The following is a 26,910-nucleotide window of genomic DNA, read 5'->3' as shown; positions in this document are numbered from 1 at the left end:
CCGCGATGCCGATGCACAATGGCCATCATCCATCGACACCTTTCGCCGCCATGTGGAAATCCATACTCGCCATCGCCATAGGCGCCGCCGCCGGCGCGCTGCTGCGCTGGTTCCTGGGCCTGCGCCTGAACAGCCTGTTCCCTTCCCTGCCCCCCGGCACGCTGGCCGCCAACCTGGTCGGCGGCTACATCATCGGCGTGGCCGTGGCGCTGTTCGCCGACATGCCGATGCTGTCGCCGCTGTGGCGGCTGCTGATCATCACCGGCTTCTGCGGCGGCCTCACCACCTTTTCGACATTCTCCGCCGAGGTGGTGGACCTGCTGCGCCAGGGTCAGCTGCAACCGGCCTTCGCCGCCATCGCCGTGCATGTCAGCGGCTCGCTGCTGATGACCATGGCCGGCATCGCCAGCTGGCAGTGGCTGAGACGCTGATCCCCCGAGCGAATCTCGCTGCGGCAAACGCCCGCCGGCGCGCCAAACCGCCGGCACTACGTATTCGGCACCATATCGAACAGACTGTCCGCTACCTATGTTTCAACCTCCAACTACCCTACTCAAGGAGGAAAACATGGCCAGCCCCCTTACCCTGATGATGCCGGTGGCGCCCAATGCCGACCTGATCGCCCTGGCATCCACCGTCAGCGAAAACCAGACCAAGCTGCATGAAGCCCTGACGAAAATCGGCACCGTGCACTATGCCCGCACCCTGTTGCTGGACCGCGCCGTCGCCAATCTGCAGCCGGGCATCAACTCCAGCCAGAACTACGTCCTCGCCGTCATCACCGAATACGACGGCAGTTTCGACAAGTACATTCAGGACTTCGTCAAAGAGGTCGGCCCCATATTCGACGCCTTGCTGCAATTCGTCGATGGCGCGTCCAAATTGATCCCGGTGGCCAACAACACTGCCGCCTTCACCGCCTTCATCGCCAAGAACGACGCCTCCCAGCACGATCTGAACCAAGGCCTGTACCAGGCCTACGACGCCACCGTGCAGACGATCCTAGCCTCCTTGCCCTAAGCGCGGCGAGCCCTCCCCGATGCGGCCGCCCGCGGCTGGCCGCATCCTTTTTTCCGGAGCGATCATGAGCATCCCCTACGACGACGTGCAAGGCACCATCCTGCGCGGTTACCGGGTGGAGCGCGCCCGGCATTTCATCCTGCGCATCGACGACAAGGCCGGCGCGGCCGGCTTGATCCTCAAACTGGTGGACGGACAGCTGGGACTCCCGCCGATCGCCACTGCCCAGCGCGGCCAGCAAAAACCGGTCCACTTCCTGAACCTCTGCTTCACCCGCGTCGGTTTGTCCCGGCTGGGTCTCAGCGATGCGCAGCTGCAGACTTTCGATGCCTCGTTCTACAAGGGCGCCACGGACCCGGGCATCGCCGCCGGCATCGGGGACTGCGACGACAGCGCCCCGGAACACTGGATAGGCGGCCTGAACGATGGCCAGCAGGTCCATGCGCTGCTCAGCCTGTGGGTGGACGGCGGCGAAGCGCAGCTGGAGCCGGCATCGGCCACGCTGCGCCGCGCCTTCGCCGCATCCGGCGTGACTGAGCTGTCGGCCCAGGACGCCGTGGCGCTGCCCGACAACCGCGTCCACTTCGGCTACCGCGACAGCATCGCCCAGCCCACCATAGACGGCGCCCCGCCGCGCAAGCGCGACGTCCCGGACGATCAGCCGGTGGTGGCCACCGGCGAATTCCTGCTCGGCTACCTCAACGAAAGCAACGGCCGCTACACGCTGCAACCGGAAGAGCTGTCCCTCAACAGCAGCTTCGCCGCTTTCCGCATCCTGGAACAGGACGTGCCCGGCTTCGAGCGCTTCCTGCAGACCTATGCCGCCCAGCTGGGCATGGATGCCGAAATGCTGGCGGCCAAAGTCTGCGGCCGCTGGCGCAACGGCAATCCGTTGACGCTGATGCCAAGCGACGCCGGCGCCGCGTTGCCGCCGGACCAGCTCAACGCTTTCCACTATGTCAGCGATGACGTGAACCAGGACGACACGCTGGGCCTGAAGTGTCCGATCGGCTCCCACATCCGCCGCAGCAACCCGCGCGACGGCGGCGTGGTGGGCGCCGGCAGCCCCTCGCACCGCATCGTGCGCCGCGCCATGCCTTACGGGCCGGAATACGACCCGGCCAAGCCGGACCAGCAGAAGCGCGGCCTGATCGGCTATTTCATCAATGCCAGCCTGAGCAACCAGTTCGAGTTCGTCACCAGCCAGTGGGCGCTGGACTCCCATTTCGTCAAATCGGCCACCGGCCCCGGCGGGTCGGAACAAGGCAACGCGGTGTTCAACATCAGCGGAGAGGACGTGTTCCTCGGCGTCAATCACGTGGACCAAAGCTCTTTCACCGACGCACGGCCCGGCGCCAAGGGACACGGAAACAAGCGCATCACCGGCTTCCCCCGGTTGATCCATACCCGCGGCGGCGCCTACTGCTTCTTCCCCAGCATCAGCGGCCTGCGCTACTTGGCGCGGCTGGCCTCCGGCTGAGGGCAAACAAAACCCCCGCGGCCCATCAGGGCGGCGGGGGCGATGATGCCAGCCGGACAGAATCAGCCGCGGATGCGGCGCAGCACTTCTTCCTTGCCGATCAGCGCCAGCACCGCGTCAACCGACGGCGTCTGGGTGGTGCCGCACACCAGCACGCGCAGCGGCATGCCCAGCTGGCCCATCTTGATGCCCTCGTCGGCGCAGAACGGCTTGAACAGCTCGTGGATCGATTCGGCGGTCCAGGCTTCCAGCGCGGCCAGACGGTCGGCGAAGCGGCCCATGCGCTCGACGGCGTCGCCGGCCAGATGCTTTTCCACATCGGCGGCGGCCGGTTCGCGCTTCTTGTAGAAGTAATCCACTTCCAGCGCCAGCGCGTTCAGATCCTGCACGCGCTCCTTGACCAGTGCCAGCACGTCGCCGATGGCCGGGCCATGGGCGGTGTCGACATGGGCGGCGGCCAGGCGCGGCGCGATCAGCTCGGCCAGGCGGGCGTTGTCGGCGGCCTTGATGTGCTGGGCGTTCAGCCACATGAATTTTTCGTGGTTGAAGCGGCTGGCCGACGGGCTCACCGCCTCCAGGCTGAACCACTCGACGAACTGCTCCATGCTGAAGAATTCGTCGTCGCCGTGGCCCCAGCCCAGGCGCGCCAGGTAGTTCAGCAGCGCTTCCGGCAGGATGCCCTTGTCGGCGTAATCCACCACGCTGACCGCGTCGCGGCGCTTGGACATCTTCTGGCCGTCCTCGTTCAGGATCATCGGCAGGTGGCCGTACACCGGCAGCGGCGCGTTCAGCGCCTTGAGGATGTTGATCTGGCGCGGGGTGTTGTTGACATGGTCGTCGCCGCGGATCACGTGGGTGATCCGCATGTCCCAGTCGTCCACCACCACGCAGAAGTTGTAGGTGGGGCTGCCGTCCGGGCGGGCGATGATCAGATCGTCCAGCTCTTCGTTGGAAATCTCGATGCGGCCCTTGACCGCGTCGTCCCAAGCCACCACGCCGGAGAGCGGGGTCTTGAAGCGCACCACCGGCTGCACGCCTTCCGGGATGGCCGGCAGGGTCTTGCCGGCTTCCGGACGCCAGCGGCGGTCATAGCGCGGCTTGTCGCCGCGGGCTTCCTGCTCGGCGCGCATCGCCTCCAGCTCTTCCTTGCTGCAGTAGCAGTGGTAGGCGTGGCCGCTGTCCAGCAGCTGCTGGATCACTTCCTTGTAGCGGTCGAAACGATGGGTCTGGTAGAACGGGCCCTCGTCGTAGTCCAGACCCACCCAGTGCATGCCGTCCAGGATCGCCTTCACCGATTCCGGCGTGGAGCGCTCCAGATCGGTGTCTTCGATGCGCAGCACGAACACGCCGTTGTTTTTGCGGGCGTAGGCCCAGGAGAACAGCGCGGTGCGCACGCCGCCGATGTGCAGGTAACCGGTGGGGCTGGGGGCGAAACGGGTACGGATCATGATGGGTTGGACTCTGAGAAAAACACAAAGGCGTCATTGTACGCCGCCAACAAAAAAGCCCGCAAACGCGGGCTCGGGAAAATCGGGGCTCAAACCATCAGCGCAGCCAGCGAATGGGCCGGCAGCATCTCCGCCAGCAACCACACCGCGGTCAGCGCCAGCATCGCCGCCATGCTGCAGTTGAAGGCGCGCAGCCGCAGCGGCGAGTCCAGGAAACGGCGGATGGCGACGCCGGAGCCGGCCCACACCGCGATGCACGGCAGGCTGGTGGCGAAGGACACCAGGGCGAACACGCCGGCCGCATGCCAGGGGTTCATCTGCGCCGGCAGGAACACCATCACCAGGTTGAAGCCCATCAGCCACACCTTGGGATTCAGCCAGTTGAACATCAGGCCGCCCCAGAAGCCCATCGGCCGCGCGCCGGCGTCTCCCGCCTTGGCCTTGCCGGCGCGGGCCAGATTCCAGGACAGCCACAATAGATAAGCGCAGCCGGCCACGGCCAGGTAGAGCTGCAGGGACGCCATCAACGATATCAGCGCGCCCAGGAACAGCGACAGCAGGCCGATCTGCAAGGACAGGCCCAGCGCCATGCCCAGCAGGGACGGCAGCGTGCGGGAAAAACCGAAATTGACGCCGGACGAGGCCAGCACCAGGTTGTTGGGACCCGGGGTGATGGACATCACCAGCAAGTAAGTGACAAGCGCAAACAGATTCATGATCACTCCTGAAACCACAGCCGGCAGGCCGCCGGCGCATGCGGGGCAGTCCCCCGACTCAAGGACTCCATGTTAGGCGTTTGCGCTGGACAATTACAGATTCAAAAAAATAGAATTGAGACCATAACAGTTTTGAATTGATCAAACTGTTACGGTCGGTTTCGTCCAAAACTGTACCGACATCCGATTTTTCTGTACCCCACTCCAAGACGAGGAGCCCCGCATGAGCGGCGAAACGCTGTACCAGCAGCTGGTCAACGAATGGATGGAGCTGATCCGGAACGGCACCGTGCGCCCGGGCGAACGACTGCCTTCGGTGCGCAAGGCCTGCGCGATGCACAAGGTCAGCCCGTCGACCATTCTGCAGACTTACCGCATGCTGGAAGACCGCGGCCTGATCGAAGCCCGGCCGCAGTCGGGCTTCTACGTCAAATCGGCCGCCAGCCTGCCGCTGCCGCGGATGCGCCGCCAGAGCGCCGCCCACCACACCGGCGAGGTGGTGGACCAGATCGAGGCGGTGATGGGCGTGCAGAGCCAGGCCGATTTCATCGACCTGGCTCTGGCCAGCCCGCGCGGCAGCGACTTCTACCCCACCACCCGCTTCAAGCACATCATGGGGCGGCTGCTGCGCCAGCACCCGGAGCTGACCACCGACTACCCTTTCCCGCCGGGCTCGGAGCGGCTGCGGCGGCAGATCGCCCAGCGCGCGGTCAACTGGGGCTGCGTGCTGGCCGCGGACGAGCTGGTGATCAGCAACGGCTGCACCGAAGCGCTGCAACTGGCGCTCAGGGCCGTTTGCAAGCCGGGCGACACCGTGGGCGTGGAGTCGCCCACCTATTTCGCGCTGCTGCCGATGCTGAAGGATCTGGGCCTGGCGGTGATCGAAATCCCCACCCACCCCACCAGCGGCCTGGCGCTGGACGCGCTGGAACTGCTGTTGTCCGAAAAGCGGCTGAACGCCGTCGTCGCCATGCCCACCGTGCACAATCCGCTGGGCAGCACCATGCCGCCAGAGGCGAAACGGCGGCTGGCGCAGCTGGTCAACGACTACCAGGTGCCGCTGATCGAGGACGTTCCGCACGCCGAGCTGTTTTACGGCGCCTCGACGCCGGACGCGGTCAAGGCTTACGACCGCGACGGCTGGGTCTTGCTGTGCTCCAGCTACAGCAAGACGCTGGCGCCGGGCTTCCGCATAGGCTGGATCGCGCCGGGACGCTTCCTCAGCGAGGTGCGCCGGCTGAAATTCTCCAGCAGCCTGGGCCAGCCGGCGCTATTGGAGGAAACTCTGGCCGAATACCTGGAAAGCGGCGGCTACGACCACCACCTGCGGCTGCTCCGCCGCCACTTCATCAGCCAGATGGAAAAACTGCGCGGCGCGGTGGCCCAGCACTTCCCGGACGGCACCCGCGCCACCCTGCCCTCCGGCGGTTGCCTGCTGTGGGTGGAACTGCCCAGCCACGCCGACACCATGCAGTTGTTCCGCGCCGCGCTGGCCGAACGCATCACTGTGGTGCCGGGCGCGATGTATTCGGCCAAAGGCCGCTACCGCAACTGCCTGCGGCTGTCGTGCTGCTATCCATGGAACGAGGCCTACCAACGCGCGCTGATCCGGGTGGGCGAGCTGGCGGGCGAACTGGCAGAAGGCCATTAGAACGGACAGTCATATCCAGTATGATTTTTATGTCCTTGTGATCGACAGCCGGCGGCGCTAAGGTAGACAGCCATGACAAACGCCTGACCAGGAGCCGCCACGATGAAACTGGAAACCCTCGCCGTCCACGCCGGCTACAGCCCCGACCCGACCACCAAGGCGGTGGCGGTGCCGCTGTACCAGACCACCAGCTACGCCTTCGACAGCACCCAGCATGGCGCCGACCTGTTCGATCTCAAGGTGCAGGGCAATATCTACACCCGCATCATGAATCCCACCACCGACGTGCTGGAAAAGAGGATAGCGGCGCTGGAGGGCGGCGTCGGCGCGCTGGCGGTGGCCTCAGGCATGGCGGCCGTCAGCTATTCGATCCAGACCATCGCCGAGGCCGGCGACAACATCGTCGCCACCCGCACGCTGTACGGCGGCACCTACAACCTGTTCGCCCACACCTTCCCGCAGCTGGGCATCGAAGTCCGCTTCGTCGACTACCAGGACCCGGCAGCCATCGCCGCGCTGGTGGATGACCGCACCAAGGCGGTGTTCTGCGAATCGATAGGCAATCCGCTGGGCAATGTGGTGGACTTCGCCGCCTTCGCCGCCGAAGCCCACCGCCACGGCCTGCCGCTGATCGTCGACAACACCGTGCCCTCGCCCTACCTGTGCCGGCCGTTCGAGCACGGCGCCGACATCGTGGTCCACAGCCTGACCAAATACCTGGGCGGCCACGGCAACAGCATAGGCGGCGCCATTGTCGACTCCGGCAAATTCCCATGGGGGCGACACAAGACGCGCTTCAAGCGGCTGAACGAGCCGGATGTCAGCTACCATGGCGTCAATTACGTGGAAGCGCTGGGCGAGGCCGCCTACATCGCCCGCGCCCGCGTGGTGCCGCTGCGCAATATGGGCGCGGCGCTGTCGCCGTTCAACGCCTTCCTGATCCTGCAGGGCATAGAAACGCTGGCGCTGCGCATGGACCGCATTTGCGACAACGCATTGAAAGTAGCGGGCTTCCTGAAGGAAAGCGCGGCGGTGGAATGGGTGGAATACGCCGGCCTGCCTGACCACCCCAGCAAGCCGCTGGCCGACCGCTATCTGGGCGGCCGCGCCTCCGGCATCCTGTCTTTCGGCATCAAGGGCGGCGCCGAAGCCGGCGGCCGCTTCATCGACGCGCTGCGGCTGGTGACGCGGCTGGTCAATATCGGCGACGCCAAGTCGCTGGCCTGCCACCCCGCCACCACTACCCACCGCCAGCTTTCGCCGGAGGAGCAACTGAGCGCCGGGGTAAAGCCGGAACTGATCCGGCTGTCCATTGGCATCGAGCACATCGACGACATCCTGGCCGACATCGGCCAGGCGCTGAAAGCCGCGGCCCAGTAAGCCCAGGCATGGGACGAACCGTCCCAAACGAAACGGGGCCGCGAAAGCGGCCCCCGGTCCATCGCATCAGGCCTGCGGCCTGAGCGTGGCTGACAAAACTCGGTTTTACGGCAGAGGCAAGCCGCGCCGACGCAGACAGCACAGGCAATACGGCAAGTCGGCGCAACGCAGCGTCAGGGGCTCTGTTAGCCGTTCTTAGCCCCTGGCGACGGCGCGGGCGCGCTGGCCGGCCTTGGCCGACGGCGGACCGGGCTCGCGCTCCTGCTGCTGCGGCTGGCTGGCCGCCGGCGCGGCGGGCGTCGGAACCGGAGCGGGCGGATTCAGCCTGGACAGCCATGGCAACGCGCTCAGGCTGCCGCTGACTTCCGTCTTGCCGCTCTTGCAGCTCAGACAGACCGGTTTGCCGTCGCGCTGCTTCAGCGCGCTGTCCACCCGCTGCCCGAACAAGGCCTGCTGGTGCTGGCGCTGCCAGGCCAGCAACGTATCGGCCAGGTAGGGCAGCGACGGATCGCTCTGCTTGTAATGATTGCGGTAGACGGTCAGCCACAGTTGGCCGGCTTCGTCCTCGCTCAGCAGAATGGTCTGGTAGGCGACGGTGACCGCGTCGCCGCGGCTGACGGTCCTGGCCAGCTCCAGCGCGTCGTCGTTGCGCAGCCGCACGCAGCCGTGGCTGCGGAAGCCCGGAACCGAGCCGGGCGCGTTGGTGCCGTGAAAACCCAGGCCCAGGCTGCTCTCGCCGAAACGCACGAAAACCGGGCCCAGCGGATTGTTGGGGCCCGGCGGCACCACGGTCTGCACTTCCTTGCCGCTGCGCCGCATCTCTTCCTGGATGGACTTGGGCACGTGCCAGCTGGGCGCGCGGTAGATGCCGGTGATGTCGAAACTGCCGGTCGGGGTCTGGGTCAGCATCTTGCCGACCGCCACCGGGAAAATCCGCGCCAGCTTGCCGTCCTGGTACAGGAACAGCCGCGCCTGCGGCAAGTTCAGCACCAAATGCCGGCCGATGGGATTGACCGCGACATCCGGCGCGGGCATCACCGCCGCCTGCACGGGAACCGCCAGCCACCATCCCAGCGCCAGCAACGACAACCGCTTCAACATACCGCACCTTCTGTAACCATGACTCATATCCGGATTCTAACAGAAAGGCCAGGAATTCCGGGATCGTAAAAAAACCAGCAAGAATCCCCGGTTTTTGAGAAAATCCGCGTTTTACCGTTTGATTTTGCAAGCAAGACGATGACGCACCCACAGACTATTGCCCTGGTCGAATCGCTGGATCACGAAGGCCGGGGGGTCGCCCACGTTGACGGCAAAACCCTCTTCATCGATGGCGCGCTGCCGTATGAAAAGGTTATCTACAGCAGCTACCGCAAGAAGCCCAGCTACGAAAACGCGCAGACCAGCGCCGTGCTGAAGGAAAGCTTCATGCGCGCCGATCCGCGCTGCCCGCACTTCGGCGTCTGCGGCGGCTGCTCGATGCAGCACGTGGAATTCACCGCCCAGGTGGCGATCAAGCAACGCGTGCTGGAAGACAATCTGAAGCGCATCGGCAAGGTCAAGGCCGAGCGCGTGCTCACCCCCATCGCCGGACCGGCCTGGCACTACCGTCATCGCGCCCGCCTGTCCGCCCGCATGGTGGCCAAAAAGGGCGGCGTGCTGGTCGGCTTCCATGAGAAGAGCTCCAGCTACATTGCCGAGATGCGCGAGTGCCACATCCTGCCCAAGCACATCTCCGACCTGATCATGCCGCTGCGCGAAATGATCGCCACGCTGTCCATCAGCCAACGCATGCCGCAGGTGGAAGTGGCGGTCGGCGACAAGCTCGACATCCTGGTGTTCCGCAATATGGACGACATCACCGATGCCGACTTCGCCATCCTGAAGGCGTTTTCCGACAAGCACGGCGCGGCCGAGCGGCCGCTGCAGATCTGGCTGCAGCCCAAGGGGCCGGACACCTGCTACCCGATCTATCCGCTGGACGCGCCGAAGCTGACCTACAGCATGCCGGAATTCGCGGTGGAGATGCCCTACTACCCGACCGAATTCACCCAGGTGAACCCGCAGATCAACGCGGTGATGGTGGCGCGCGCGCTGAAGTTCCTGGATCCGCAGCCGGGCGAGCGCATCGCCGACATGTTCTGCGGCATCGGCAACTTCACCCTGCCCATCGCCCGTTCCGGCGCCGTGGTGCACGGCATGGAAGGCAGCCAGCCGCTGGTGAGGCGTGCGGTGGAAAACGCCACCCACAACGGTCTGCAGGACAAGGTGAGCTACGAAATGGCCAACCTGTTCGACGTGACCGAGGAGTCGTTCGCGGCGCTTGGCAAGTTCGACAAGATGCTGGTCGATCCGCCGCGCGACGGCGCGGTGCAGCTGTTGAAGGCCATCACCGAGGAGACCGCGCCGCAACGCATCGTCTACGTGTCCTGTAATCCGTCCACGCTGGCGCGCGACGCCGGCGTGCTGGTGCACACCAAGGGCTACACGCTGAAGGCGGCCGGCATCATCAATATGTTCCCGCACACCGCGCACGTAGAGTCGGTGGCCTGGTTCGAGAAGACCGGCCCCTGCAAGACGCGCAAGGAAGTCGAGGAAATCGAGGCGCTGGAAGCCGCCGAACGCGAGGCCGCCAAAGCGGCGCGCCTGGCGGAAGAAAACGCGGAGAAGGCAAGAAAGGCCGCCGAGCTGGCGGAGAAAGCCGCCGCCAAGGAAGCCCGCCGCGCGCACTACTTCGCGGAGAAAGCCCGCCGCGACGCCGAGGAAGCCGCTTCGGATCAATGACGGGACAACGGCCCGTTTTGGCGACTTCGCCAAAGCGGGCCGTTTATCTTTACCTAAAGACAGATTGTTTGATCTAAAGACAAGTATTATCCTCCGCTTCAGCGCATTGTGCTCTCGCCGACCTCATCCACCCAAAGTGCATGCCGGGCGGCGCGGCGCTGACCGCATTTTTATAAAAACCGGCATACGGCCCGCGGCAACAGGCGGGACCGGAACCTTGCTCGATGCCTGCCCCGGCAGGAAGAAACCCACAAAGCGACATTCATCATGCATATCGTCCAATTTCTGATCGGCCTGGTCGTGGTACTGGCCCTCACCCAGCTGGTCGCCCGCGACCGGAAGAACATCAAGATCCGCTCCGTGATCCAGCTGCTGGTCATCGAGATCGCCCTGGCGTTCTTCCTGCTCAACACCACCTACGGCCTCGCCATCGTCGGCAGCATCTCCAGCGTCTTCACCAAGCTGATGGACTTCGCCGGCGAAGGCACCAAGTTCGCCTTCGGCGGCATCCAGAACAAGGAAGAGTTCAGCTTCTTCCTGAACGTGCTGATGCCCATCGTCTTCATCTCGGTGCTGATCGGCATCCTGCAGCACATCCGCGTGCTGCCGGTGGTGATCCGCGCGATCGGCTTCGTGCTGTCCAAGATCAGCGGCATGGGCAAGATCGAATCGTTCAACGCCATCAGCTCGATGATGGTCGGCCAGTCCGAAAACTTCATCGCCTACAAGAACATCATCAACACCTTCGATGAGAAGCGCATGTACACGCTGGCCGCCACCGCGATGTCCACCGTGTCGATGTCCATCGTCGGCTCCTACATGCAGATGATCGAGCCGCGCTTCGTGGTGACCGCGCTGGTGCTCAACCTGTTCAGCACCTTCGTCGTGCTGTCGCTGATCAACCCCTACGACAGCGCGCTGGGCGAGGACGAGCTGATCAGCAACGAAGGCCACCGCGTGTCCTTCTTCGAGATGCTGGGCGAGTACATCCTGACCGGCTTCAAGATCGCCGTGATCGTCGCCGCCATGCTGGTCGGCTTCATCGCCCTGATCGCCTGCGTCAACTTCATCTTCACCTCCATCTTCGGCATCAACTTCCAGACCATGCTGGGCTACGTGTTCTGGCCGTTCGCCTGGCTGATGGGCGTGCCGTCCCACGAGGCGCTGACCGCCAGCAGCATCATGGCCACCAAGCTGGTGACCAACGAGTTCGTCGCCATGCTGGAACTGAAGAACCAGGCGGCCCACCTGTCTTCCTACACCCGCGGCGTGCTGTCCATCTTCCTGGTGTCCTTCGCCAACTTCAGCTCCATCGGCATCATCGCCGGCGCGGTGAAAGGCCTGGACGAGGAGCGCGGCAACATGGTGTCCCGCTTCGGCCTGAAGCTGGTCTACGGCTCCTCGCTGGTGAGCATCCTGTCGGCGCTGATCGCCGGCCTGGTGCTGGCCTCCTACTGAGCCGCCCGCTCCTCCGATCAACCGCCCGCCTCCGCGCGGGCGGTTTTGTTTTGCGCAGCGCTGCCGCATAATGGCCGCCTGACCCACTGGAAATCCGCCATGTCCCACAAGCCGCTCAGCGAGCAAGAATACCAACGCCTGTCCGCCACCCTCGCCCGCTTCGCCGATCACGGCTGCATGAACCTGGAGCGGCTGGACGGCTTCTTCGCCGCGCTGCTCGCCGGACCGGAAGCCATCCGCCCCGCCGAATGCCTGCCCCTGATCCTGGGGGACGCCTTCGACGACGAGTCGGCCTTCCCCAGCGAGAAGGCCCTGGAGCAGTTCGTGTCGCTGCTGCGCGGCCACTGGCAGGACATCGCCGAAGCGCTGAAGCACGGCGAATTCCAGCCCTGGCTGGAGGCCGACGCCGATGGCAATCCCCGCGGCAACGACTGGGCCGAGGGCTTCGCCGCCGGCATGGAGCTGCTGAATGACGACTGGGGCCTGCTGTTCGACTCGCCGGACGACGCGCCGCTGCTGGAGCCGATCATGATCCTGGGCTTCGAGCGCCATCCCGACCCGGAAATGCGCCCCGTCGTCGACGCCCTCTCCGAGGAGGCGCGCGCGGAACTGCTGGCCGCCCTCTCCCCGTCCGTGCACGGCATCCACGATTTCTTCGCCGCCATCCGCCTCAAGCTGGAACAGGACGAGCAGGCGCTGGAACAGGAACAGCCGCGCCGCCCGCACTGAAGGCTCCGGTAAACCGTACAGCTGGCTTGCGCGTTAAGAAGCGGTCATTCTTCGGAACGGGAACGGCGATGCCGTCCCGTTTCTTCCGCGTCCTATCCAAGGGGGAGCCATGAACGCGATCGAAGCCTTGCTGTTTGCCGTGATCCAGGGCGTCAGCGAATTATTTCCCGTCAGCAGCCTGGGGCACGGCGTGCTGATACCCGACTGGCTGCACTGGTCGATCAACCGCACCCATCCCGACTTCCTGCCCTTCATGGTGATGCTGCACCTGGGCACCGCCGCCGCGCTGCTGATCTATTTCCGCCGCGACTGGGTGGACCTGATCGGCGGCTGGCTGAAAGCCGGCGGACGCGCCAGCAACCCGCATGCGCGCCTGATGTGGCTAGTGATCGCCGGCACCCTCCCCGCGGGCCTGCTGGGCCTGCTGCTGGAAAAGCAGCTGCGCGCGCTGTTCGCCAGCACCACCGCCGTGCTGGTTTTCTTGGCGTTGAACGGCCTGCTGCTGCTGTGGGGCGACAAGCTGAAGAAGAAAACCGCCTCGCACGAACTGTCCGAACTGAGCTTCGCCGGCGCGATCAAGATCGGCGCCGGCCAGGCGCTGGCGCTGCTGCCCGGCTTTTCCCGCTCCGGCGCCACATTGGTGGCCGGCCTGGCCCACGGCCTGGACTACGCATCCTCCGCCCGTTTCTCCTTCCTGCTCGCCACGCCCATCATCACCGCCGCCGGCCTGCTGGAAATCCCCAAGCTCGCCCACCGCGGCAACGGTTCCGCCGAGTGGGGCCTGCTGCTGGCCTGCGGCGCCGTCTCCGGGCTTTGCGCCTACGCGAGCACCTGGTTCCTGATGCGCTACTTCAAGAAAACCGAGATCGAGTCGCTGCGTCCTTTCGGCTTTTACTGCCTCTTGGTCGGAGTTGTCGGCTTATTGTTCAAACTCGTGTAAACACGCTGCACATGGTCGCGCCTTGATATAAAATGGCATGTGACCAGTAATTCTACGTATTGAAGCACAGACGGCGCCCCATAAAGGCGCCATCTGTGTTTGGAATGCTGGCTCGAGGCGTCAGACCTCATCAAATAATGACATTTTGGAAGAATGAACGTATTGGAAGACCGTAAGAACGAACGCCTGCCCAGCGACCTGGCCAGACGCGCCACCGCCATCATCGAGATGCCGGATGGCGTGCTGGTCACCGCCAGCCGCGGCGGCCGCTACAACCTCCCCGGCGGCAAGGCCAATCGCGGCGAATTGCGCTCCCAGGCGCTGATTCGGGAAATCCGCGAGGAAACCGGACTGCGCATCAACTCCATGCTGTACCTGTTCGACCACATCACCCCGTTCAACGCCCACAAGGTCTACCTGTGCATCGCCCAGGGACAGCCGAAGCCGCAGAACGAGATAGAGCGCATCGCGCTGGTGTCGTCGCCGGATACCGATATGGATTTGTTCGTCGAAGGCCGGGCCATCCTGCGCCGCTACGCCAGGCTGCGCAACGAGGAAACCGCCAAGGGCGAAGCGCTGCGCGCCCTGCTGGGCCTCGCCCGCTACATCGCCAAGGTGGACTGAGGACCCAAACCCTCAAAACAAAAAGGACACGCGTGCGCGTGTCCTTTTTTCTCGCCTGCCGAACAGCTTACTTTTTCGCCGCCGGCGCAGGAGCGCTGGCAATGCCCTTCTGCTGCATCATTTCCACCATATCCGGCGGCAACTCCACCCAGCCTGCGGTCTTGGCGAAGGACAAAGTCGTCGCCAGCAACAGCAGCGACAGCGGCGCGAACAGCACCACACCGACCAGGGTGCGGGTCACCGACACCTGCGACACTTTGGACAGCGCATTGACCAGCACCACCAACCCAAGCAGCGACAGCAGAATATCCGCCACCCTGGCGGCGTCGCCCGGCAGCCAGCTGGTCAGCGGCTCCACCACCTGCAGGCCGCTGGCCACCACCACCAGCCCGAACAGCGAGCCGCCCACCTCGCCCTTGCCCCAACGCAGCCAGACGCCCATGAAGCGGGCGAACAGCAAGGTCTGCAGCCAGGTGAACAGCACCATGAAGCCGATGCGGCCGGCGATGTTGCCGCCCAGCTCGGCCGTGTCGCCGCTGGAAACCGCGCCCATCAGCGTCAGCAGCAGCGCGGGCTGCCACCAGACGTACTGGTAGGCCGCCAGCGGCTTGACCCGCAGGCGCAGCAAATCGAGCACATCGTCGATCAACAGGCGCATGGCATCCTCAGTCGAAAACCACGGTTTTGTTGCTGTAAGACAGCACGCGATTGTCCAGATGCCAGCGCACGGCGCGGGACAGCACCACCTTCTCCAGGTCGCGGCCCTTCTCCACCAGGTCCTCCACCGTGTCGCGGTGCGAGATGCGGGTCACCTCCTGCTCGATGATCGGGCCTTCGTCCAGATCCTCGGTCACGTAGTGGCTGGTGGCGCCGATCAGCTTCACGCCGCGCGCGAAAGCGCGGTGATAGGGTTTGGCGCCGTCGAAAGCCGGCAGGAAGCTGTGGTGGATGTTGATCACGCGGTCCGGATAGCGCTCGACGAATTCGCCGGACAGAATCTGCATATAGCGCGCCAGCACGATGAAATCGACGCCCGCCTCTTCCAGCAGGCGGAACTGCTCGGCCTCGGCCTCGGCCTTGTTGTCCTTGGTGACCTTGATCACGTGGAACGGAATGCCGTTGAACTCCACCAGGCGGCGGCAGGTTTCGTGATTGGAAATCACCAGCGGGATGTCGCAATCCAGCTCGCCGATGCGCCAGCGGTGCATCAAGTCGACCAGGCAATGCTCGTACTGCGACACGAAGATGGCCATCCGCGGCTTGCGCGCGGACAGCGACACCTTCCAGTTCATGCCGTGCTCGTCGGCGATGGGCTGGAAAGCGGCGGCGAAGCTGTCCATCGGCAGCGTGAAACCGTCCAGATCCCACTGCACCCGCATCAGGAACAGGTTCTCGCTGGTGTCCTGATGCTGGTCGGCATGCATGATGTTGGCGTTGTAAGTCATCAGGAAATTGGCGATGGCCGCTACCAGGCCCTTCTTGTCCGGCGCGCTGATCAACAGCGTCGCCGAATGCTTGTCGTGACTCATAAGCAAATCCGTAAATTAATTTCAAGTAATACTAAATCAGCCGCGCAGCTGTCTGCAAATTCATGCGGCGGCATGATCAAGACCAGGCCGCCGCCGCGGAAAACAAAATCGCCACAGCCAGGCGCGTCGCGCCGCTGTGGCGAGCTTGGCTGCGGCCGCCGCGCGAACGCGGCGTCCTGCTCAGGCGTTCAGATTGGCGGAATCCAGCGTATTCTGCAACAAGGTCGCCACCGTCATCGGCCCCACGCCGCCCGGCACCGGGGTAATGAAGCCGGCGCGTTCGCGCGCCGCGTCGAATTCCACGTCGCCGCACAGCTTGCCGGTATCCAGCCGGTTGATGCCCACGTCGATCACCACCGCGCCCGGCTTGACCCACTCGCCCTTGACGAAGTTGGGAATGCCCACGCCCACCACCAGGATGTCGGCGGCGGCCACCTCCTCCGCCAGATTGCGCGTGGCGCTGTGGCAAACGGTGACGGTGGCTCGCGCCAGCAGCATCTCCAGCGCCTGCGGGCGGCCGACGATGTTGGACGCGCCGACGATCACTGCCTTTTTGCCCTTGGGATCGATGCCGTATTCTTCCAGCAGCGTCATCACGCCGCGCGGCGTGCACGGCCGCATCAGCGGCATCTTGATCGCCAGCCGGCCGACATTATAAGGGTGGAAGCCGTCCACGTCCTTTTTCGGATCGATGCGCTCGATCACCGCCTGCGGGTCGATCTGCTCCGGCAGCGGCAATTGCACCAGGATGCCGTCCACGGCGTCGTCCGCATTCAGGCCGTCGATGATTTCCAGCAGCTGCTGCTGGCTGGTGGACGCCGGCAGGTCATAGGCCACGGAACGAATGCCCGCCTTTTCGCAAGCCTTCTTCTTGCTGCCCACGTAAACCGCGGAGGCCGGATTATCGCCGACCAGGATCACCGCCAGCGCCGGCGCCCGCTTGCCTTGGGCCAACCGCTCGCCCACGCCCGCGCTTACCTTTTCCAGCAGTTTTTCCGCTACCGCCTTGCCATCGATCAATTGTGCCGACATGCCTGATTCCCATATTGATGCAGGTAAATAACGGCCGCTATTCTCGCATTAATCGCGCAGCGCAGTAAGAGCGCTCCGCCGATTATTTTTCTTAAGATCAAGATAAATAAAGAAAATTCGCCCACCCTATTCCGACGACCTAAAAACACCCCTGAAACCCGCTAAAATATTTGCACAAAGCCGTTGACAGCCCCATGCCTCATCCGTATAGTTGCGGTCTCTGTTCGGGGCGTAGCGCAGCCTGGTAGCGCACCTGATTTGGGATCAGGGGGTCGCGAGTTCGAATCCCGCCGCCCCGACCAGACACAATGCCCGATAGAGCGCCCGTAGCTCAACCGGATAGAGCACCGGCCTTCTAAGCCGGGGGTTACAGGTTCGATTCCTGTCGGGCGCGCCAGTCGCACAGCGATGGCAAAACACAGTGGTGGATGTAGCTCAGTTGGTAGAGTCCCGGATTGTGATTCCGGTTGTCGTGGGTTCGAGTCCCATCATCCACCCCACAATTTGAATGATTGCGGCGCCGCCGCGGTCTCACTGTTTCGACGGTGGATGTAGCTCAGTTGGTAGAGTCCCGGATTGTGATTCCGGTTGTCGTGGGTTCGAGTCCCATCATCCACCCCAAGGTTTCGACCATCGCGTCATCAGCGGTGGATGTAGCTCAGTTGGTAGAGTCCCGGATTGTGATTCCGGTTGTCGTGGGTTCGAGTCCCATCATCCACCCCAGAAACAGAAAAGCCCGACCTCGCGTCGGGCTTTATTTTTCCCCCTTCCCCATTCTTATAAAATCGCGACAAAAATGTTCAGTTTTGCCGCTTGCCAGTACAGTGAAGCTCCGTATAATCGAATACATTTGCATGTATCCGATTGACTGACAGATAAGCCCATCCGACGTCCCCCCGGTATTGAGTAGCACGTGACTTTAGAGTCCAATCAACCACACACGGAGATTGGATATGAAGAAACGATTCACCGAAGAACAGATCATCGGCTTCCTGCGCGAAGCCGACGCGGGAATGCCCATTGCCGAACTGTGCCGCAAGCACGCCTTCTCGGAAGCCAGCTATTACCTCTGGCGCAACAAATTCGGCGGAATGAATGTCTCGGAGGCCAAGCGTCTCAAGGAGCTGGAGACAGAGAATGCGCGCCTGAAAAAACTCTTGGCCGAGACCATGCTCGAGAACGAGATTGCCAAAGAAGCCCTGAGAAAAAAGTGGTGAGCGCACCGTCACGGCGGGAGCTGGTGCGCCATCTGGTGGGCAAAGGGCTCAGCGAGCGCAAATCGCTGCGCCTGGCCGGCATGAGTCCCAGTTCATTCCGCTATCAGCCCGCCACCGATCGCAATGCCGTCTTGAAAGCGAAGATCATCGCGCTTGCGCAACGGCACCGACGCTACGGCGCCGGCATGATCTATTTGAAACTGCGGCAGAGCGGCATGGTGGTCAATCACAAGCGGGTGGATCGGCTCTATGCTGAGGCCGGTCTGCAAATTCGCCGGCGCAAGCGCAAGAAAATCCCTGTGGCCGACCGTCACCCACTGGCCCGTCCTTTGGCCGCCAATCAGGTCTGGTCGATGGACTTTGTGTTCGACCGAACGGCAGAGGGGCGGGTCATCAAAAATCTGACGGTAGTCGATGATGCCACGCATGAGGCAGTCGCCATTGTTCCGGAACGTGCGATGGGAGGTCTGCATCTGACCCGCGTCCTCGACCAGCTGGCGCAGACACGTGGCTTGCCCAAAGCCATCCGGACCGATAACGGCAAGGAATTCTGCAGCCGAGCGATGTTGACCTGGGCACACGCTCGTGGGGTGCAGCTCTTTCTGATCGAGCCAGGCAAGCCGAATCAGAACGCTTACATCGAATCATTTAACGGGCGCTTCCGGGATGAGTGCCTGAACGAACACTGGTTCACCAGCCTGCGCCATGCCCAGGTCGTCATCGAAGCCTGGCGTAGGGAATACAACAACGAAAGGCCCAAGAAAGCACTGGGTGGTTTGACGCCAGCTGCCTATGCCGAATCACTTGCAGAGAAATCAGGTCAATTAAGCCCGGACTCTAAAGCTCTCTGCTACTGAAAGTGGGGGGACGTCGCATCCACCATGACCACCCTGCAGCCGATCAAGCGCCAGACGCTTACCAGTGCCGTCACCGAGTCCCTGCGCCGTCGCATCCTGTCCGGCGAGTTCGCCGACGGCCAACAACTGCGCCAAGAGGCGCTGTCCAATGAATACGGCGTCAGCCGGGTGCCAGTGCGGGAAGCGCTGCGGCAGCTGGAAGCCGAGGGCCTGATCCAGATCATCGACCACAAGGGCGCCCTGGTGTCCAAGCTGTCGCTGGAAGACATCCTGGAATTGCTGGAAGTGCGGGCGATGCTGGAATGCTCGCTGCTGAAGGCGGCCATTCCCTGTCAGAGCTCGGCCGACCACGAAGCCGCCCAGCAGACGCTGCGGGAATTCGAGGTCGCGCTCAACAACAACGACGTGCGCCACTGGGGCGAGATCAACTCCCGCTTCCACCTGGCGCTGTACCGCGCCGCCCGCCGGCCAAACACGCTGGCGCTGATCGAGCAGCTGCACAACAAGACCGACCGCTACACCCGGATGCAGATCCTGTTCACCCGCACCATGGAGCGCGCCCACGAGGAGCACACCCGGCTGCTGGAGCTGTGCCGCCAGGGCAAGGCGGACGAAGCGGCGGAATTCCTGCGCTTCCACATCCTGTCGGCCGGCCACGCGCTGGAAAGCTACCTGAAGGGCCAGCAGGCCAATCACTGAGCGCAGCCGCTGCGCCAGTCGGCGGCCGCCCGCCTCAAGGCGTCCGCCAGATACAGGCAGGCGGGTCCGGCGGACGACGGTTCCGCCAGCACCAGGTACAACGACGCCTTGCGCACCGCCCCGCTTTTCAGCGGCAAGGGCTTCAGGCTGCCCTCGGCCAGCTGCCGCCGGATGCGGTGGCGCGCCAGCCAGCCGAAGGCCAGCCCCGCCTCCACCATCGCGATGCCGGTTTCCGGCTGCGACACCGTCCAGCGCTGGCGCGCGCCCAACCAGCCTTCGTCGCGCGGCTGGCGGATGCCGGTATCCCGCAGCACCACCTGCACCTCGCCGCGCAGCTTTTCGCCGTCCAGCTCGCCGCCCAGCGCGTGCAGGCGGTGGCCCGGCGCGGCGCAGGCGATGAATTCCGCATCCAGCAGCCAATCGCCCAGGAACCCTTGCGGCACCCGTCCCGCCACCGCCAATGCGGCATCGCCCTGGTATAAGGCGTCGTCGGCGCCTGACATCACCACCTCGTGCAGTCGCAGCCGCGTCTCGCGACAGTGGCCGGCAAAATCGCCGCAGGCGGCCAGCACCACCTCGACAGGCAGCAGGCTGTCCATCGCCACCTTGAGCTCCGGCTCCCAGCCCCGTCGCAGACTGCCCGCGCGCCGCTCCAAGCTGTCGGCCTGACGCAGCAGTTCGCCAGCCTCGCGCAGCAATACCTCGCCTTCGACGGTCAACCGCATCCGCCGCCCCTCCTGGCGCAGCAAGGCCACGCCCAGCTGCTCCTGCAGTCTGGCCACCGCGTAGCTGACCGCGGACTGGCTGCGATGCAGCGTCTCCGCGGCCTGGGCAAAGCCGCCCTCTTCCACGATCGCGCGCAGCACCTGCCACTGTTCCAGCGTGGTTTTCATTAGCCAACCAATCAGTTTTTCTGATGAATATAAGCTGAATTTTGCGCTTTTTTATCTGGTTTTTCACTGCAAGAATGGCGGCATGCATTCAGACAGGAGAGCAAGATGAGCCAGACCAGCCGCACGGTGGAACAGATCGTCAACGGCCGAGAAGTATCCGACGGCGCCGGCGTGCGCTTGCTGCGGGTGCTGAACCAGCCGCAACAGCGCCGCCTGGACCCGTTCCTGATGCTGGACGAATTCCGTTCCGACAATCCGGACGACTACATCGCCGGCTTTCCAAGCCATCCGCACCGCGGCTTCGAAACCGTCACCTATATGCTGGACGGACGCATGCGCCACCGCGACAACGCCGGCAACGAGGGCCTGCTCGGCCCCGGCGGCGTGCAGTGGATGACCGCGGGCCGCGGCATCGTCCACTCGGAAATCCCCGAGCAACAGGATGGCCTGATGCACGGCTTCCAGCTGTGGATCAATCTGCCGGCCAAGAACAAGATGGCGGAGCCCGGCTACCGCGACATCCAGGCCGATGCGATTCCGCAATGGCGGGATGAGGCCGGCAATGCCTTCAAGCTGCTGGCGGGCCGGCTGGGCGAGCGCCGCGGCCCGGTGGAGCGGCCCGATACCGAACCGCTGTACCTGGACATCGCGCTCGCGCCAGGCGCCAGCCTGTGGCTGCCGTTGCCGGCCGAGCACCATGCCTTCGCCTACCCCTACCAGGGCGGCCTGAGCCTGGCTGGCACGCCGATCAAGGCCAGGCAGATGGCGATACTGGATAATCGCGGCGACGGTGCGCTGCTGGAGAATGGCGGCGAGGAAAGCCGGCTGCTGCTGCTGGCGGCCAAACCGCTGAACGAACCCATCGCGCAATGGGGACCGTTCGTGATGAACAGCCGGGAGGAAATCGAAACAGCGATAGCGGACTACAGCGAGGGGCGTTTCTAAGACGGGCGCGATGCCTGCGCCTCATCAAGCCGAAGGCAGGTAGGCATCGATCACGCGGCGCAAGTCGTCGAGCTTGAACGGCTTGACCAGCATGTCATCCATGCCCGCCTCCAGGCAGCGGCGGCGCTCTCCCTGGTAGGCGTTGGCGGTCATCGCGATGATGGCGGGCTGACACGGCAGCCCGCAGCTTCGAATCCGGCGCGTGGCCTCCACGCCATCTATGCCCGGCAGCTGGATATCCATCAGCACCAGCGCGTAGGCGCCGGTGCAGGCCATTTCCACCGCTTGCAGGCCGTCTATCGCCACATCCGCCCGCAAGTCGAACCAGTCCAGCATGTGCTCCAGCAACGACAGATTGAGCGGCTGATCTTCCACCAGCAGTATTTTTCTGACAACCCGATTCAATTTCTTCCCCTGAAAACGGCAAGACAACGGCGGCGCCTGGCGGCGCCGCCGTTGTCTCTTTCAGGATAGTCTATATCAGCACAGAGCCAAGGCCCCGCGCCTCATCCAGCTCACTTGCCGGATTGCACTTCGCCAGCCACCGTCTGGGTTTGGCTGCTGCGCTCGACATGGATCAGCGGCGCCTTGCCTGAGGTGACATCCTTGACCGCCTGCTGCACGATGGCCGCCGGCGTGCCGTCCAGCTTGACGCCGCCGGCGCCGGTGTAGCTGCTGGTCTGGATGCTGCTGGTCTCGACTTTGGCGTCGCCCAGATTCACCTGCCCGCCGGACGAAATCCGGCCGCCGTTCAACTGGACCTTGCCGCCGACGGACAGATCCACGCCGGCATCGCCGCGGATCGCGCTGACGGCGCCGACGCTGTCATCCTTCTTGACGCTGACATCGATCACGCCCGACACCTGGGTGCCCTTGTCCTGCGGGTTGAGCAGCTTGTCCTTCAGGGTTTCGCCGCCCTTGCGCAGCGCGCCGTCGACCACGCCGGACTTGGCTTCGCCGCTGGTCGGCTGGTCAGGCAGCTTCACGCTGCCGCCGTCCGCGTCCTTGCTGAAGCTGACCGGATTGGTGCTGTCCTTGCCGTTGGCGAAGGCCAGGCTGTTGTACTTCTCCTCCACCTTGTCGGCCACTTTGTTCACCGCCTCGGTCGCCTTCTCCTTCACCTGGCCGGACAGCGGGCCCGCCGCCGCGGCCGCCTGATCCACCACGCTGGGGTTCTTGCCGTTGGAGCGGTCCGCCTTCAATCCCACGTCCACCGTGGTGCTGTTGTTGCGGTCCTGGCGGCTCTCCACCGCCACGTTGCCGCCCACGCTGCCCGTCACCTTGCCGCCGCTGATGTTGGCGCCGGACAACGCCAGTTGGCCGTCGGCATGGATGTCGACCTGGCCGCCGCTGACCGTGGCGTTGGCGTTGGCCAGCTTGTCCTGTTGATCGACCTTGACCCCGAAACCGCCGCCGACCTGGTAGGTGTTGCTGACGCCTTCGGCCTTGGGCTGGCCGTTGTCTTTCGCGGTCTTGGCGGTGTTGCCGCCGCCCAGGTTGGCATTGGCGCTCCAGTCGTTCTTCTGGCTGGCGTTCTGCGCCGATTGCAGGCTGATGCCGCCGTTTTCTGCGTCAAGCTTCACGCCCTGGCCAGACAGCTGGCTACCCTGCAGCGAGATCGCGTCCTTGCCCATCGCGCCGGAGCTGACGGTCAGCTGGCCGCCAGCCTTCGCTTGCGCGCCAGCCTGGCTGGCCGACGACTCGCTCTGGCTGGACAGCTGCGCGCCGCCGCCGACGTTGAAGCCCTTGCTGGCCGTGTCCTTGCCGTCGCTCTGGCTGCCGCCGGCGTTGACGTTGAAGCCCCAGCCGCTGCCGGTCTTGCTGTCGCTGCCGGTTGCGGCCTGCAGGCTCACCTTGCCGTCGGACTGTAGCTTGATGTCGCCGCCGCTCTGCAGGCTGCCGCCTTGCACGGTCAGGCCGTTGCCCGAGCTCAGCGCGATGCCGCCGGCCGCCTGCACGCTGCCGCTGGCCGCGGCGCTGGATGCGCTCTGGCTTTGCGCATTGTCCACGCCCAGCTTGCCGCTGCCGCCCAGCTTGCTGCCGCCGTCGATCGGGCTGGTGCTGATGCCCAGGCCGACGTCGACCTTGACATCATGCTGCTGGCTGCTGCTGGTGTTGTTCGCCTGGGTCAGCGCCAGCTTGCCGCCGGCCTGGATGCCGACCTGGCCGCTGCCGCCGTTGATCGCCGCGCCCTGGTAGCTGGCGTCGTTGTTCACCTGGATGTTGACGCCGCCGGCGGACTGAATGGAACCGGTGACCGCGGCGCTGGTCGCGCCCTGGCCGCTGCTGTAGCTGCCCTGGCCGCTGCCCTTGACGTTCACGTCCTCGCCGGTGGTGGTGTAGACGCGCACGCTGGCGCCGCCTTCGCTCGCCTGGCTGCTCTGGCTCTGGGTATTGGCGGCCGCCGTCATCTGGTGGCTATCGGCGCGGATGTTCACCTGGCCTTGCGTGGCCTGATACTGGGTAGCCTGGTCCTTCAACGCGCCGCCCGCGGTCACGCTGACCGACGAACCGGCGATGCTGGTGGTCACCGCGGCGCTGCTCTGGCTGTGCGACTGGGCGCTGCCGCCGGTGGCGCTGATGTCCACGCCCAGGTTGGCCGCGCCCAGCTGGCCGGCCTGCCCCGCCGCGCCGGCCACGTCGCCCTTGGCCACGCTGCCGCCGGCGTTGACGATGGGACGGGTGATGCCGCTGTAGTCGACGTTGACGCCGACGTCCGCGCCCCAGTGGCTGCTGCTCTGTTGGGCGGACTGCTGGTTGGATGCCGCCTGGTTGCTGACGTCGCCGGCAACCACGCTCACCGCGCCGCCCGCCTTGATCTGCGTGCCCTGATTCTGCACCTGGCCCATGCCGTTGCCGGCGACGATGTCGAGCTTGCCGCCGACCTTCACTTCGCTGACCTGGGCGACGCTGCCGTCGCTGACCGCGCGGCTGCTGCTCTGGCCGAATTCCAGCCCGGCGCCGGTCTTGTCCAGGCCGCCAGTCAGATACAGGCCGCCGCCCGTGACGGTGCTGGACTGGTCGCTGCGCTGGGTGGCCTGGGCCGCGGCCAGGCTGACGTTCTGGCCGGACAGGCTGGCGTCGCCGCCGCTGGTTTCCAGCTTGGAGCCGCTGACGGCCAGGTCGTTGCCCGCCGCCAGCTTGACGCTGCCGCCGGACAGCAGCGAGCCGGCCTGGTCGGTCTTGTCCAGTTGCTGGCTGCTGGAAGTGTGCTCGATGCGCACGCCGCCGCGGTATTGCTGGTCGCCGGTTTCGGCGCCGACGCCGCGCAGCGCCAGCTGGGTATCGTTCGACTGGCTGTGGGATTCCACCGCCTGGCTGGCCACCTTGATGTCGCCCACCGCCTGGATGTTCAGCGCCTGCGCCGCCTTGACCAGGCTGCCGGTCACCGCCACGTCGCCGGCGGAGATCAGCTGCAGCTCGGCATCGGACTTCAGCGACGCAGCCACCGCGTCCTGCTTGCTGGTGCTGCCCTTGCTGGCGCTGCTGGTGATGTTGAACGCGGTGCCGGTGCGCTGGTCGGTGCGGGTCTGGGTCAGATCCAGCGCGCTGTCGATGACCACGCCGCCGGACTGGGTCTTGGCGTAAGCGCCCTGCGCGCCCTTGGCCTGGCTGCCGTTGATCGCGATGCCGGCGTCGCCGTTGATGAACAGCTTGCCGCCGGCGTTGACGGCGCTGCCGGTGTTGACTGTGGCGCTGCTGCTGTTGTTCTGGTTGCCGCCGCCGCCGATGCCGCCCCAGTAGGTCTTGCCGTTCTGCGTGCTGCTGCTGTTCGCGCTGGTCTGCGTAGCCAGCGCGGTCTTGCCCTGCGAGGACAGGATGGCGTCGCCGCCGGCTTGCAGCGAGGCCGCCTGCGCGTTGATGTCGCCGCCGGCGGTCACGCCCAGCGCGTTGCCGGCGCGCACCTGGGCCTGCACCAGCCGCTGCTGGCTGCTGCTATTGTCCCAGTTGCCGGTTTCCAGCGCCGCGCCGTCGTTCTTGCGGTTGCCTGTGTCGCGGCTGATGTCGGTTTCGGTCAACGCCGACAGCTTGACGCCGCCCGCGGCCGACAGCTTCACGTTGTTGCCGGCCTGCACGCTGGCGCCGGCGATGGCGATGTCCGTGCCGGCAGCGGAGATTTCCGCGTCATGGCCGGCCTTGATCCGGGCCGTCGACTGCTGCTGGGTGGTGCTGCTCTTGTCCTGGTTGAAGGCCCAGGAGTTCTTCCAGGCGTGGTCGCTGCTCTGGGCGCTGCTTTCCGCCAGCTGGCCGTCCAGGCTGACGCTGGCGCCGGACAGCTTCACGTCCTGGCCCTGGATGTCGGCCGCGCCGACGTGGGCGCCGCCCGCGGCGCTGACCGTGACGCTGTCGCCCTGCAGCGACGCGCGCTTGACGCTGGCGTCGGTCTTGCTGGACACGCTGTTGCTCTCGCCGGTCTTCCAGATGAACCAGCTTTCGTCGTGCTTGCTGTCCTTGCCGGTTTCGCTGTCCACCCGGCCGGAAATATCCACGCTGGCGCCGCTCAGCGCCAGTTGCCTGCCCTTCAGCTGCGCAGCCTGCACCGCCAGCGCGCCCGCGGCGTTGACGGTCAGCTCGTCCCCGCCGGCGAGGTTGCCGCCGACATTGACGCCCGCGCCCGCGGCGGTGCTGACGATGTTGATCCGGCCCGCCTGCATCGCGCCCAGGAAATAGCTGTCCAGCCTGCCCACGCCGTCCGGCGTCGGCGCGGTGGCGATCACCTGGCCGCTGGCGTAATCGACGGTGTTGAAGCCGGCGCGGACGCGGATGGCGTCGGTTGCGGCGACATTGCCGCGGATGTCCAGACGCGGCGCGATCAGGTCCAGCACGCTGACGCTGGACGCGCCGGAGCCGGCGATGCTGAGCGCGTTGCCGTTGTTCGCCGCCTGCAGCGAGGCGATGGCGCCGTTCTGCAGATTGGCGGTGCCGACCAGCAGCGAGGCGCGGGGGATGTTGATGAAGCCGCAGCCGTTGCAAGTGATGCCATTGGGGTTGGCCAGCACGTAGTCGGCGGCCTTGCCGAACACTTCCTGCTTGCCCAGCAGCAGCGACGGGTTGCGGCTGACCACCTCGTTCAGAATCACGCTGGCCTGGTTGCCGCCCAGCATCGCGTTGCCGGCGAGCTGGCCGGCCAACTGGGACGCGCCGCCCTGCAGCGAGTTGTTGAACACCGCGCCCGGCTGGTTGACGTTGAAGTCCTGATACTGGTTATGCGATACGCCGGCCGCGGTCGGCGCAACGATGTTGACCACCTGCGCGCCGTTGGCGGCGGTGCTCACTTGCGGCTGGTTGGCGCCGCCCGCCACGATGCCTGCGGCCATGCCGTTGTCGGCCAGCACGAAGGCCAGCGTCAAGGCGGCGGCCACCCGGCCGGTCACGGACAAATCGAATTTTGTTTTTTTCATCATCATCCCCTCGAAACAAAGGAAACGGGCGGCCCTCGCTCGACGGCCCGCCCGCTAAAACAAGTGTTTGATTTGCAATCTAAGAGTTTTCTTAAATCAAATCAAT

22 protein-coding genes and 5 tRNA genes are annotated in these 26,910 nt (G+C 64.9%); 18 read left to right on the top strand and 9 right to left on the bottom strand.

What is annotated here, in order from left to right:
* Positions 1–5 precede the first annotated feature (5 nt).
* The 3 genes from crcB (at position 6) to CV_RS09480 (ending at position 2,500) form a co-directional block, all read left to right on the top strand.
* Positions 6–431 carry a fluoride efflux transporter CrcB gene (crcB, locus tag CV_RS09490; RefSeq protein WP_370448047.1) on the top strand — a complete coding sequence of 142 codons (426 nt, stop codon included), beginning with the start codon at positions 6–8 and terminating at the stop codon, positions 429–431.
* Between the two features lie 136 nt (positions 432–567).
* Positions 568–1,020, top strand: coding sequence for a hypothetical protein (locus CV_RS22135; protein WP_011135490.1), 453 nt, complete (start codon positions 568–570; stop codon positions 1,018–1,020).
* Positions 1,021–1,084: 64 nt separating this feature from the next.
* Positions 1,085–2,500: a Dyp-type peroxidase gene (locus tag CV_RS09480; RefSeq protein ID WP_011135489.1), complete on the top strand. Its 1,416-nt coding sequence runs from the start codon at positions 1,085–1,087 to the stop codon at positions 2,498–2,500.
* Positions 2,501–2,562: 62 nt separating this feature from the next.
* On the opposite strand, the gene gltX is transcribed toward CV_RS09480, so the two are convergent.
* A complete protein-coding gene (gene gltX / locus CV_RS09475; RefSeq protein ID WP_172539951.1) occupies positions 2,563–3,951 on the bottom strand; it encodes a glutamate--tRNA ligase in 1,389 nt (462 codons plus the stop codon).
* A gap of 86 nt (positions 3,952–4,037) precedes the next feature.
* The gene (locus tag CV_RS09470) at positions 4,038–4,664 is read right to left on the bottom strand and encodes a LysE family translocator (RefSeq protein ID WP_011135487.1); all 627 of its coding nucleotides are present in this window, start codon (positions 4,662–4,664) and stop codon (positions 4,038–4,040) included.
* 223 nt (positions 4,665–4,887) lie between these two features.
* On the opposite strand from CV_RS09470, the gene CV_RS09465 reads away from it, so the two are divergent.
* Both CV_RS09465 and CV_RS09460 read left to right on the top strand, forming a co-directional pair.
* On the top strand, positions 4,888–6,315 hold the full coding sequence (locus CV_RS09465; RefSeq protein WP_011135486.1) for a PLP-dependent aminotransferase family protein: 1,428 nt from the start codon (positions 4,888–4,890) through the stop codon (positions 6,313–6,315).
* Between the two features lie 102 nt (positions 6,316–6,417).
* Entirely contained in the window at positions 6,418–7,695 is a 1,278-nt protein-coding gene (locus CV_RS09460) for an O-acetylhomoserine aminocarboxypropyltransferase/cysteine synthase family protein (RefSeq protein WP_011135485.1), read from the top strand.
* Positions 7,696–7,890: 195 nt separating this feature from the next.
* On the opposite strand, the gene CV_RS09455 is transcribed toward CV_RS09460, so the two are convergent.
* The gene (locus CV_RS09455; RefSeq protein WP_011135484.1) at positions 7,891–8,796 is read right to left on the bottom strand and encodes a L,D-transpeptidase; all 906 of its coding nucleotides are present in this window, start codon (positions 8,794–8,796) and stop codon (positions 7,891–7,893) included.
* Between the two features lie 138 nt (positions 8,797–8,934).
* Between CV_RS09455 and rlmD the strand changes: the two genes are divergently transcribed.
* The 5 genes from rlmD (at position 8,935) to CV_RS09430 (ending at position 14,230) form a co-directional block, all read left to right on the top strand.
* Positions 8,935–10,479 (top strand): 23S rRNA (uracil(1939)-C(5))-methyltransferase RlmD, encoded by a 1,545-nt coding sequence (rlmD, locus tag CV_RS09450; protein ID WP_011135483.1) that lies wholly within the window; start codon positions 8,935–8,937, stop codon positions 10,477–10,479.
* 267 nt (positions 10,480–10,746) lie between these two features.
* Entirely contained in the window at positions 10,747–11,937 is a 1,191-nt protein-coding gene (locus tag CV_RS09445) for a NupC/NupG family nucleoside CNT transporter (protein ID WP_011135482.1), read from the top strand.
* Between the two features lie 99 nt (positions 11,938–12,036).
* Entirely contained in the window at positions 12,037–12,666 is a 630-nt protein-coding gene (locus CV_RS09440) for a YecA family protein (RefSeq protein ID WP_048403732.1), read from the top strand.
* Between the two features lie 109 nt (positions 12,667–12,775).
* On the top strand, positions 12,776–13,606 hold the full coding sequence (locus tag CV_RS09435) for an undecaprenyl-diphosphate phosphatase (RefSeq protein WP_011135480.1): 831 nt from the start codon (positions 12,776–12,778) through the stop codon (positions 13,604–13,606).
* A 153-nt stretch (positions 13,607–13,759) separates the two neighbouring features.
* Complete coding sequence (locus tag CV_RS09430) at positions 13,760–14,230, top strand: NUDIX hydrolase (protein WP_011135479.1); 471 nt, start codon at positions 13,760–13,762, stop codon at positions 14,228–14,230.
* Positions 14,231–14,297: 67 nt separating this feature from the next.
* On the opposite strand, the gene CV_RS09425 is transcribed toward CV_RS09430, so the two are convergent.
* The 3 genes from CV_RS09425 to folD form a co-directional block, all read right to left on the bottom strand.
* A complete protein-coding gene (locus tag CV_RS09425) occupies positions 14,298–14,888 on the bottom strand; it encodes a hypothetical protein (RefSeq protein WP_011135478.1) in 591 nt (196 codons plus the stop codon).
* A 7-nt stretch (positions 14,889–14,895) separates the two neighbouring features.
* Positions 14,896–15,759: a formyltetrahydrofolate deformylase gene (purU, locus tag CV_RS09420; RefSeq protein ID WP_043595952.1), complete on the bottom strand. Its 864-nt coding sequence runs from the start codon at positions 15,757–15,759 to the stop codon at positions 14,896–14,898.
* Positions 15,760–15,939: 180 nt separating this feature from the next.
* Positions 15,940–16,791, bottom strand: coding sequence for a bifunctional methylenetetrahydrofolate dehydrogenase/methenyltetrahydrofolate cyclohydrolase FolD (gene folD, locus CV_RS09415; RefSeq protein WP_011135476.1), 852 nt, complete (start codon positions 16,789–16,791; stop codon positions 15,940–15,942).
* 225 nt (positions 16,792–17,016) lie between these two features.
* On the opposite strand from folD, the gene CV_RS09410 reads away from it, so the two are divergent.
* From CV_RS09410 to CV_RS09375, 7 genes are all read left to right on the top strand, one after another.
* A tRNA-Pro gene (locus tag CV_RS09410) sits at positions 17,017–17,093 on the top strand.
* 18 nt (positions 17,094–17,111) lie between these two features.
* A tRNA-Arg gene (locus CV_RS09405) sits at positions 17,112–17,188 on the top strand.
* 27 nt (positions 17,189–17,215) lie between these two features.
* A tRNA-His gene (locus tag CV_RS09400) sits at positions 17,216–17,291 on the top strand.
* 45 nt (positions 17,292–17,336) lie between these two features.
* Positions 17,337–17,412: transfer RNA gene (locus CV_RS09395), tRNA-His, on the top strand.
* 26 nt (positions 17,413–17,438) lie between these two features.
* A tRNA-His gene (locus CV_RS09390) sits at positions 17,439–17,514 on the top strand.
* Positions 17,515–17,744: 230 nt separating this feature from the next.
* Positions 17,745–18,865, top strand: a protein-coding gene (locus CV_RS09380; RefSeq protein WP_115610257.1) for an IS3 family transposase whose coding sequence is annotated in 2 segments (ribosomal slippage) — positions 17,745–18,003 and positions 18,003–18,865 — 1,122 coding nt in all. Because the reading frame shifts where the segments join, the coding sequence is not laid out codon by codon here.
* Positions 18,866–18,889: 24 nt separating this feature from the next.
* Positions 18,890–19,564, top strand: a complete 675-nt coding sequence (locus CV_RS09375; protein WP_011135474.1) for a GntR family transcriptional regulator — start codon at positions 18,890–18,892, stop codon at positions 19,562–19,564.
* Here the strand turns inward: CV_RS09375 and CV_RS09370 are convergent.
* Complete coding sequence (locus CV_RS09370; RefSeq protein ID WP_011135473.1) at positions 19,558–20,457, bottom strand: LysR family transcriptional regulator; 900 nt, start codon at positions 20,455–20,457, stop codon at positions 19,558–19,560. The genes CV_RS09375 and CV_RS09370 overlap by 7 nt on opposite strands.
* A 105-nt stretch (positions 20,458–20,562) precedes the next feature.
* Here CV_RS09370 and CV_RS09365 point away from each other — a divergent pair, with 105 nt between their 5' ends.
* Positions 20,563–21,402 (top strand): pirin family protein, encoded by an 840-nt coding sequence (locus CV_RS09365; protein ID WP_011135472.1) that lies wholly within the window; start codon positions 20,563–20,565, stop codon positions 21,400–21,402.
* A 24-nt stretch (positions 21,403–21,426) separates the two neighbouring features.
* On the opposite strand, the gene CV_RS09360 is transcribed toward CV_RS09365, so the two are convergent.
* Together CV_RS09360 and CV_RS09355 are read right to left on the bottom strand one after the other, a co-directional pair.
* A complete protein-coding gene (locus CV_RS09360) occupies positions 21,427–21,807 on the bottom strand; it encodes a response regulator (RefSeq protein ID WP_011135471.1) in 381 nt (126 codons plus the stop codon).
* A gap of 110 nt (positions 21,808–21,917) precedes the next feature.
* Positions 21,918–26,804 (bottom strand): hemagglutinin repeat-containing protein, encoded by a 4,887-nt coding sequence (locus CV_RS09355; protein WP_011135470.1) that lies wholly within the window; start codon positions 26,802–26,804, stop codon positions 21,918–21,920.
* Positions 26,805–26,910 lie beyond the last annotated feature (106 nt).

Origin of the sequence: Chromobacterium violaceum ATCC 12472 (genome assembly GCF_000007705.1) — a bacterium.
In the GTDB taxonomy this organism is placed as follows: domain Bacteria; phylum Pseudomonadota; class Gammaproteobacteria; order Burkholderiales; family Chromobacteriaceae; genus Chromobacterium; species Chromobacterium violaceum.
This window is presented reverse-complemented; position numbering and strand designations above follow the sequence as displayed.

Bases quoted from the DNA above. Each gene is read 5' to 3' on its own strand.
- CV_RS09465 (WP_011135486.1), top strand. From the start codon at position 4,888: ATGAGCGGCGAAACGCTGTACCAGCAGCTGGTCAACGAATGGATGGAG.
- CV_RS09370 (WP_011135473.1), bottom strand. From the start codon at position 20,457: ATGAAAACCACGCTGGAACAGTGGCAGGTGCTGCGCGCGATCGTGGAA.
- CV_RS09435 (WP_011135480.1), top strand. From the start codon at position 12,776: ATGAACGCGATCGAAGCCTTGCTGTTTGCCGTGATCCAGGGCGTCAGC.
- CV_RS09355 (WP_011135470.1), bottom strand. From the start codon at position 26,804: ATGAAAAAAACAAAATTCGATTTGTCCGTGACCGGCCGGGTGGCCGCC.
- purU (WP_043595952.1), bottom strand. From the start codon at position 15,759: ATGAGTCACGACAAGCATTCGGCGACGCTGTTGATCAGCGCGCCGGAC.
- CV_RS09480 (WP_011135489.1), top strand. From the start codon at position 1,085: ATGAGCATCCCCTACGACGACGTGCAAGGCACCATCCTGCGCGGTTAC.
- CV_RS22135 (WP_011135490.1), top strand. From the start codon at position 568: ATGGCCAGCCCCCTTACCCTGATGATGCCGGTGGCGCCCAATGCCGAC.
- CV_RS09470 (WP_011135487.1), bottom strand. From the start codon at position 4,664: ATGAATCTGTTTGCGCTTGTCACTTACTTGCTGGTGATGTCCATCACC.
- CV_RS09430 (WP_011135479.1), top strand. From the start codon at position 13,760: ATGAACGTATTGGAAGACCGTAAGAACGAACGCCTGCCCAGCGACCTG.
- rlmD (WP_011135483.1), top strand. From the start codon at position 8,935: ATGACGCACCCACAGACTATTGCCCTGGTCGAATCGCTGGATCACGAA.
- CV_RS09455 (WP_011135484.1), bottom strand. From the start codon at position 8,796: ATGTTGAAGCGGTTGTCGTTGCTGGCGCTGGGATGGTGGCTGGCGGTT.
- folD (WP_011135476.1), bottom strand. From the start codon at position 16,791: ATGTCGGCACAATTGATCGATGGCAAGGCGGTAGCGGAAAAACTGCTG.
- CV_RS09425 (WP_011135478.1), bottom strand. From the start codon at position 14,888: ATGCGCCTGTTGATCGACGATGTGCTCGATTTGCTGCGCCTGCGGGTC.
- CV_RS09440 (WP_048403732.1), top strand. From the start codon at position 12,037: ATGTCCCACAAGCCGCTCAGCGAGCAAGAATACCAACGCCTGTCCGCC.
- CV_RS09460 (WP_011135485.1), top strand. From the start codon at position 6,418: ATGAAACTGGAAACCCTCGCCGTCCACGCCGGCTACAGCCCCGACCCG.
- CV_RS09365 (WP_011135472.1), top strand. From the start codon at position 20,563: ATGAGCCAGACCAGCCGCACGGTGGAACAGATCGTCAACGGCCGAGAA.
- crcB (WP_370448047.1), top strand. From the start codon at position 6: ATGCCGATGCACAATGGCCATCATCCATCGACACCTTTCGCCGCCATG.
- CV_RS09445 (WP_011135482.1), top strand. From the start codon at position 10,747: ATGCATATCGTCCAATTTCTGATCGGCCTGGTCGTGGTACTGGCCCTC.
- CV_RS09375 (WP_011135474.1), top strand. From the start codon at position 18,890: ATGACCACCCTGCAGCCGATCAAGCGCCAGACGCTTACCAGTGCCGTC.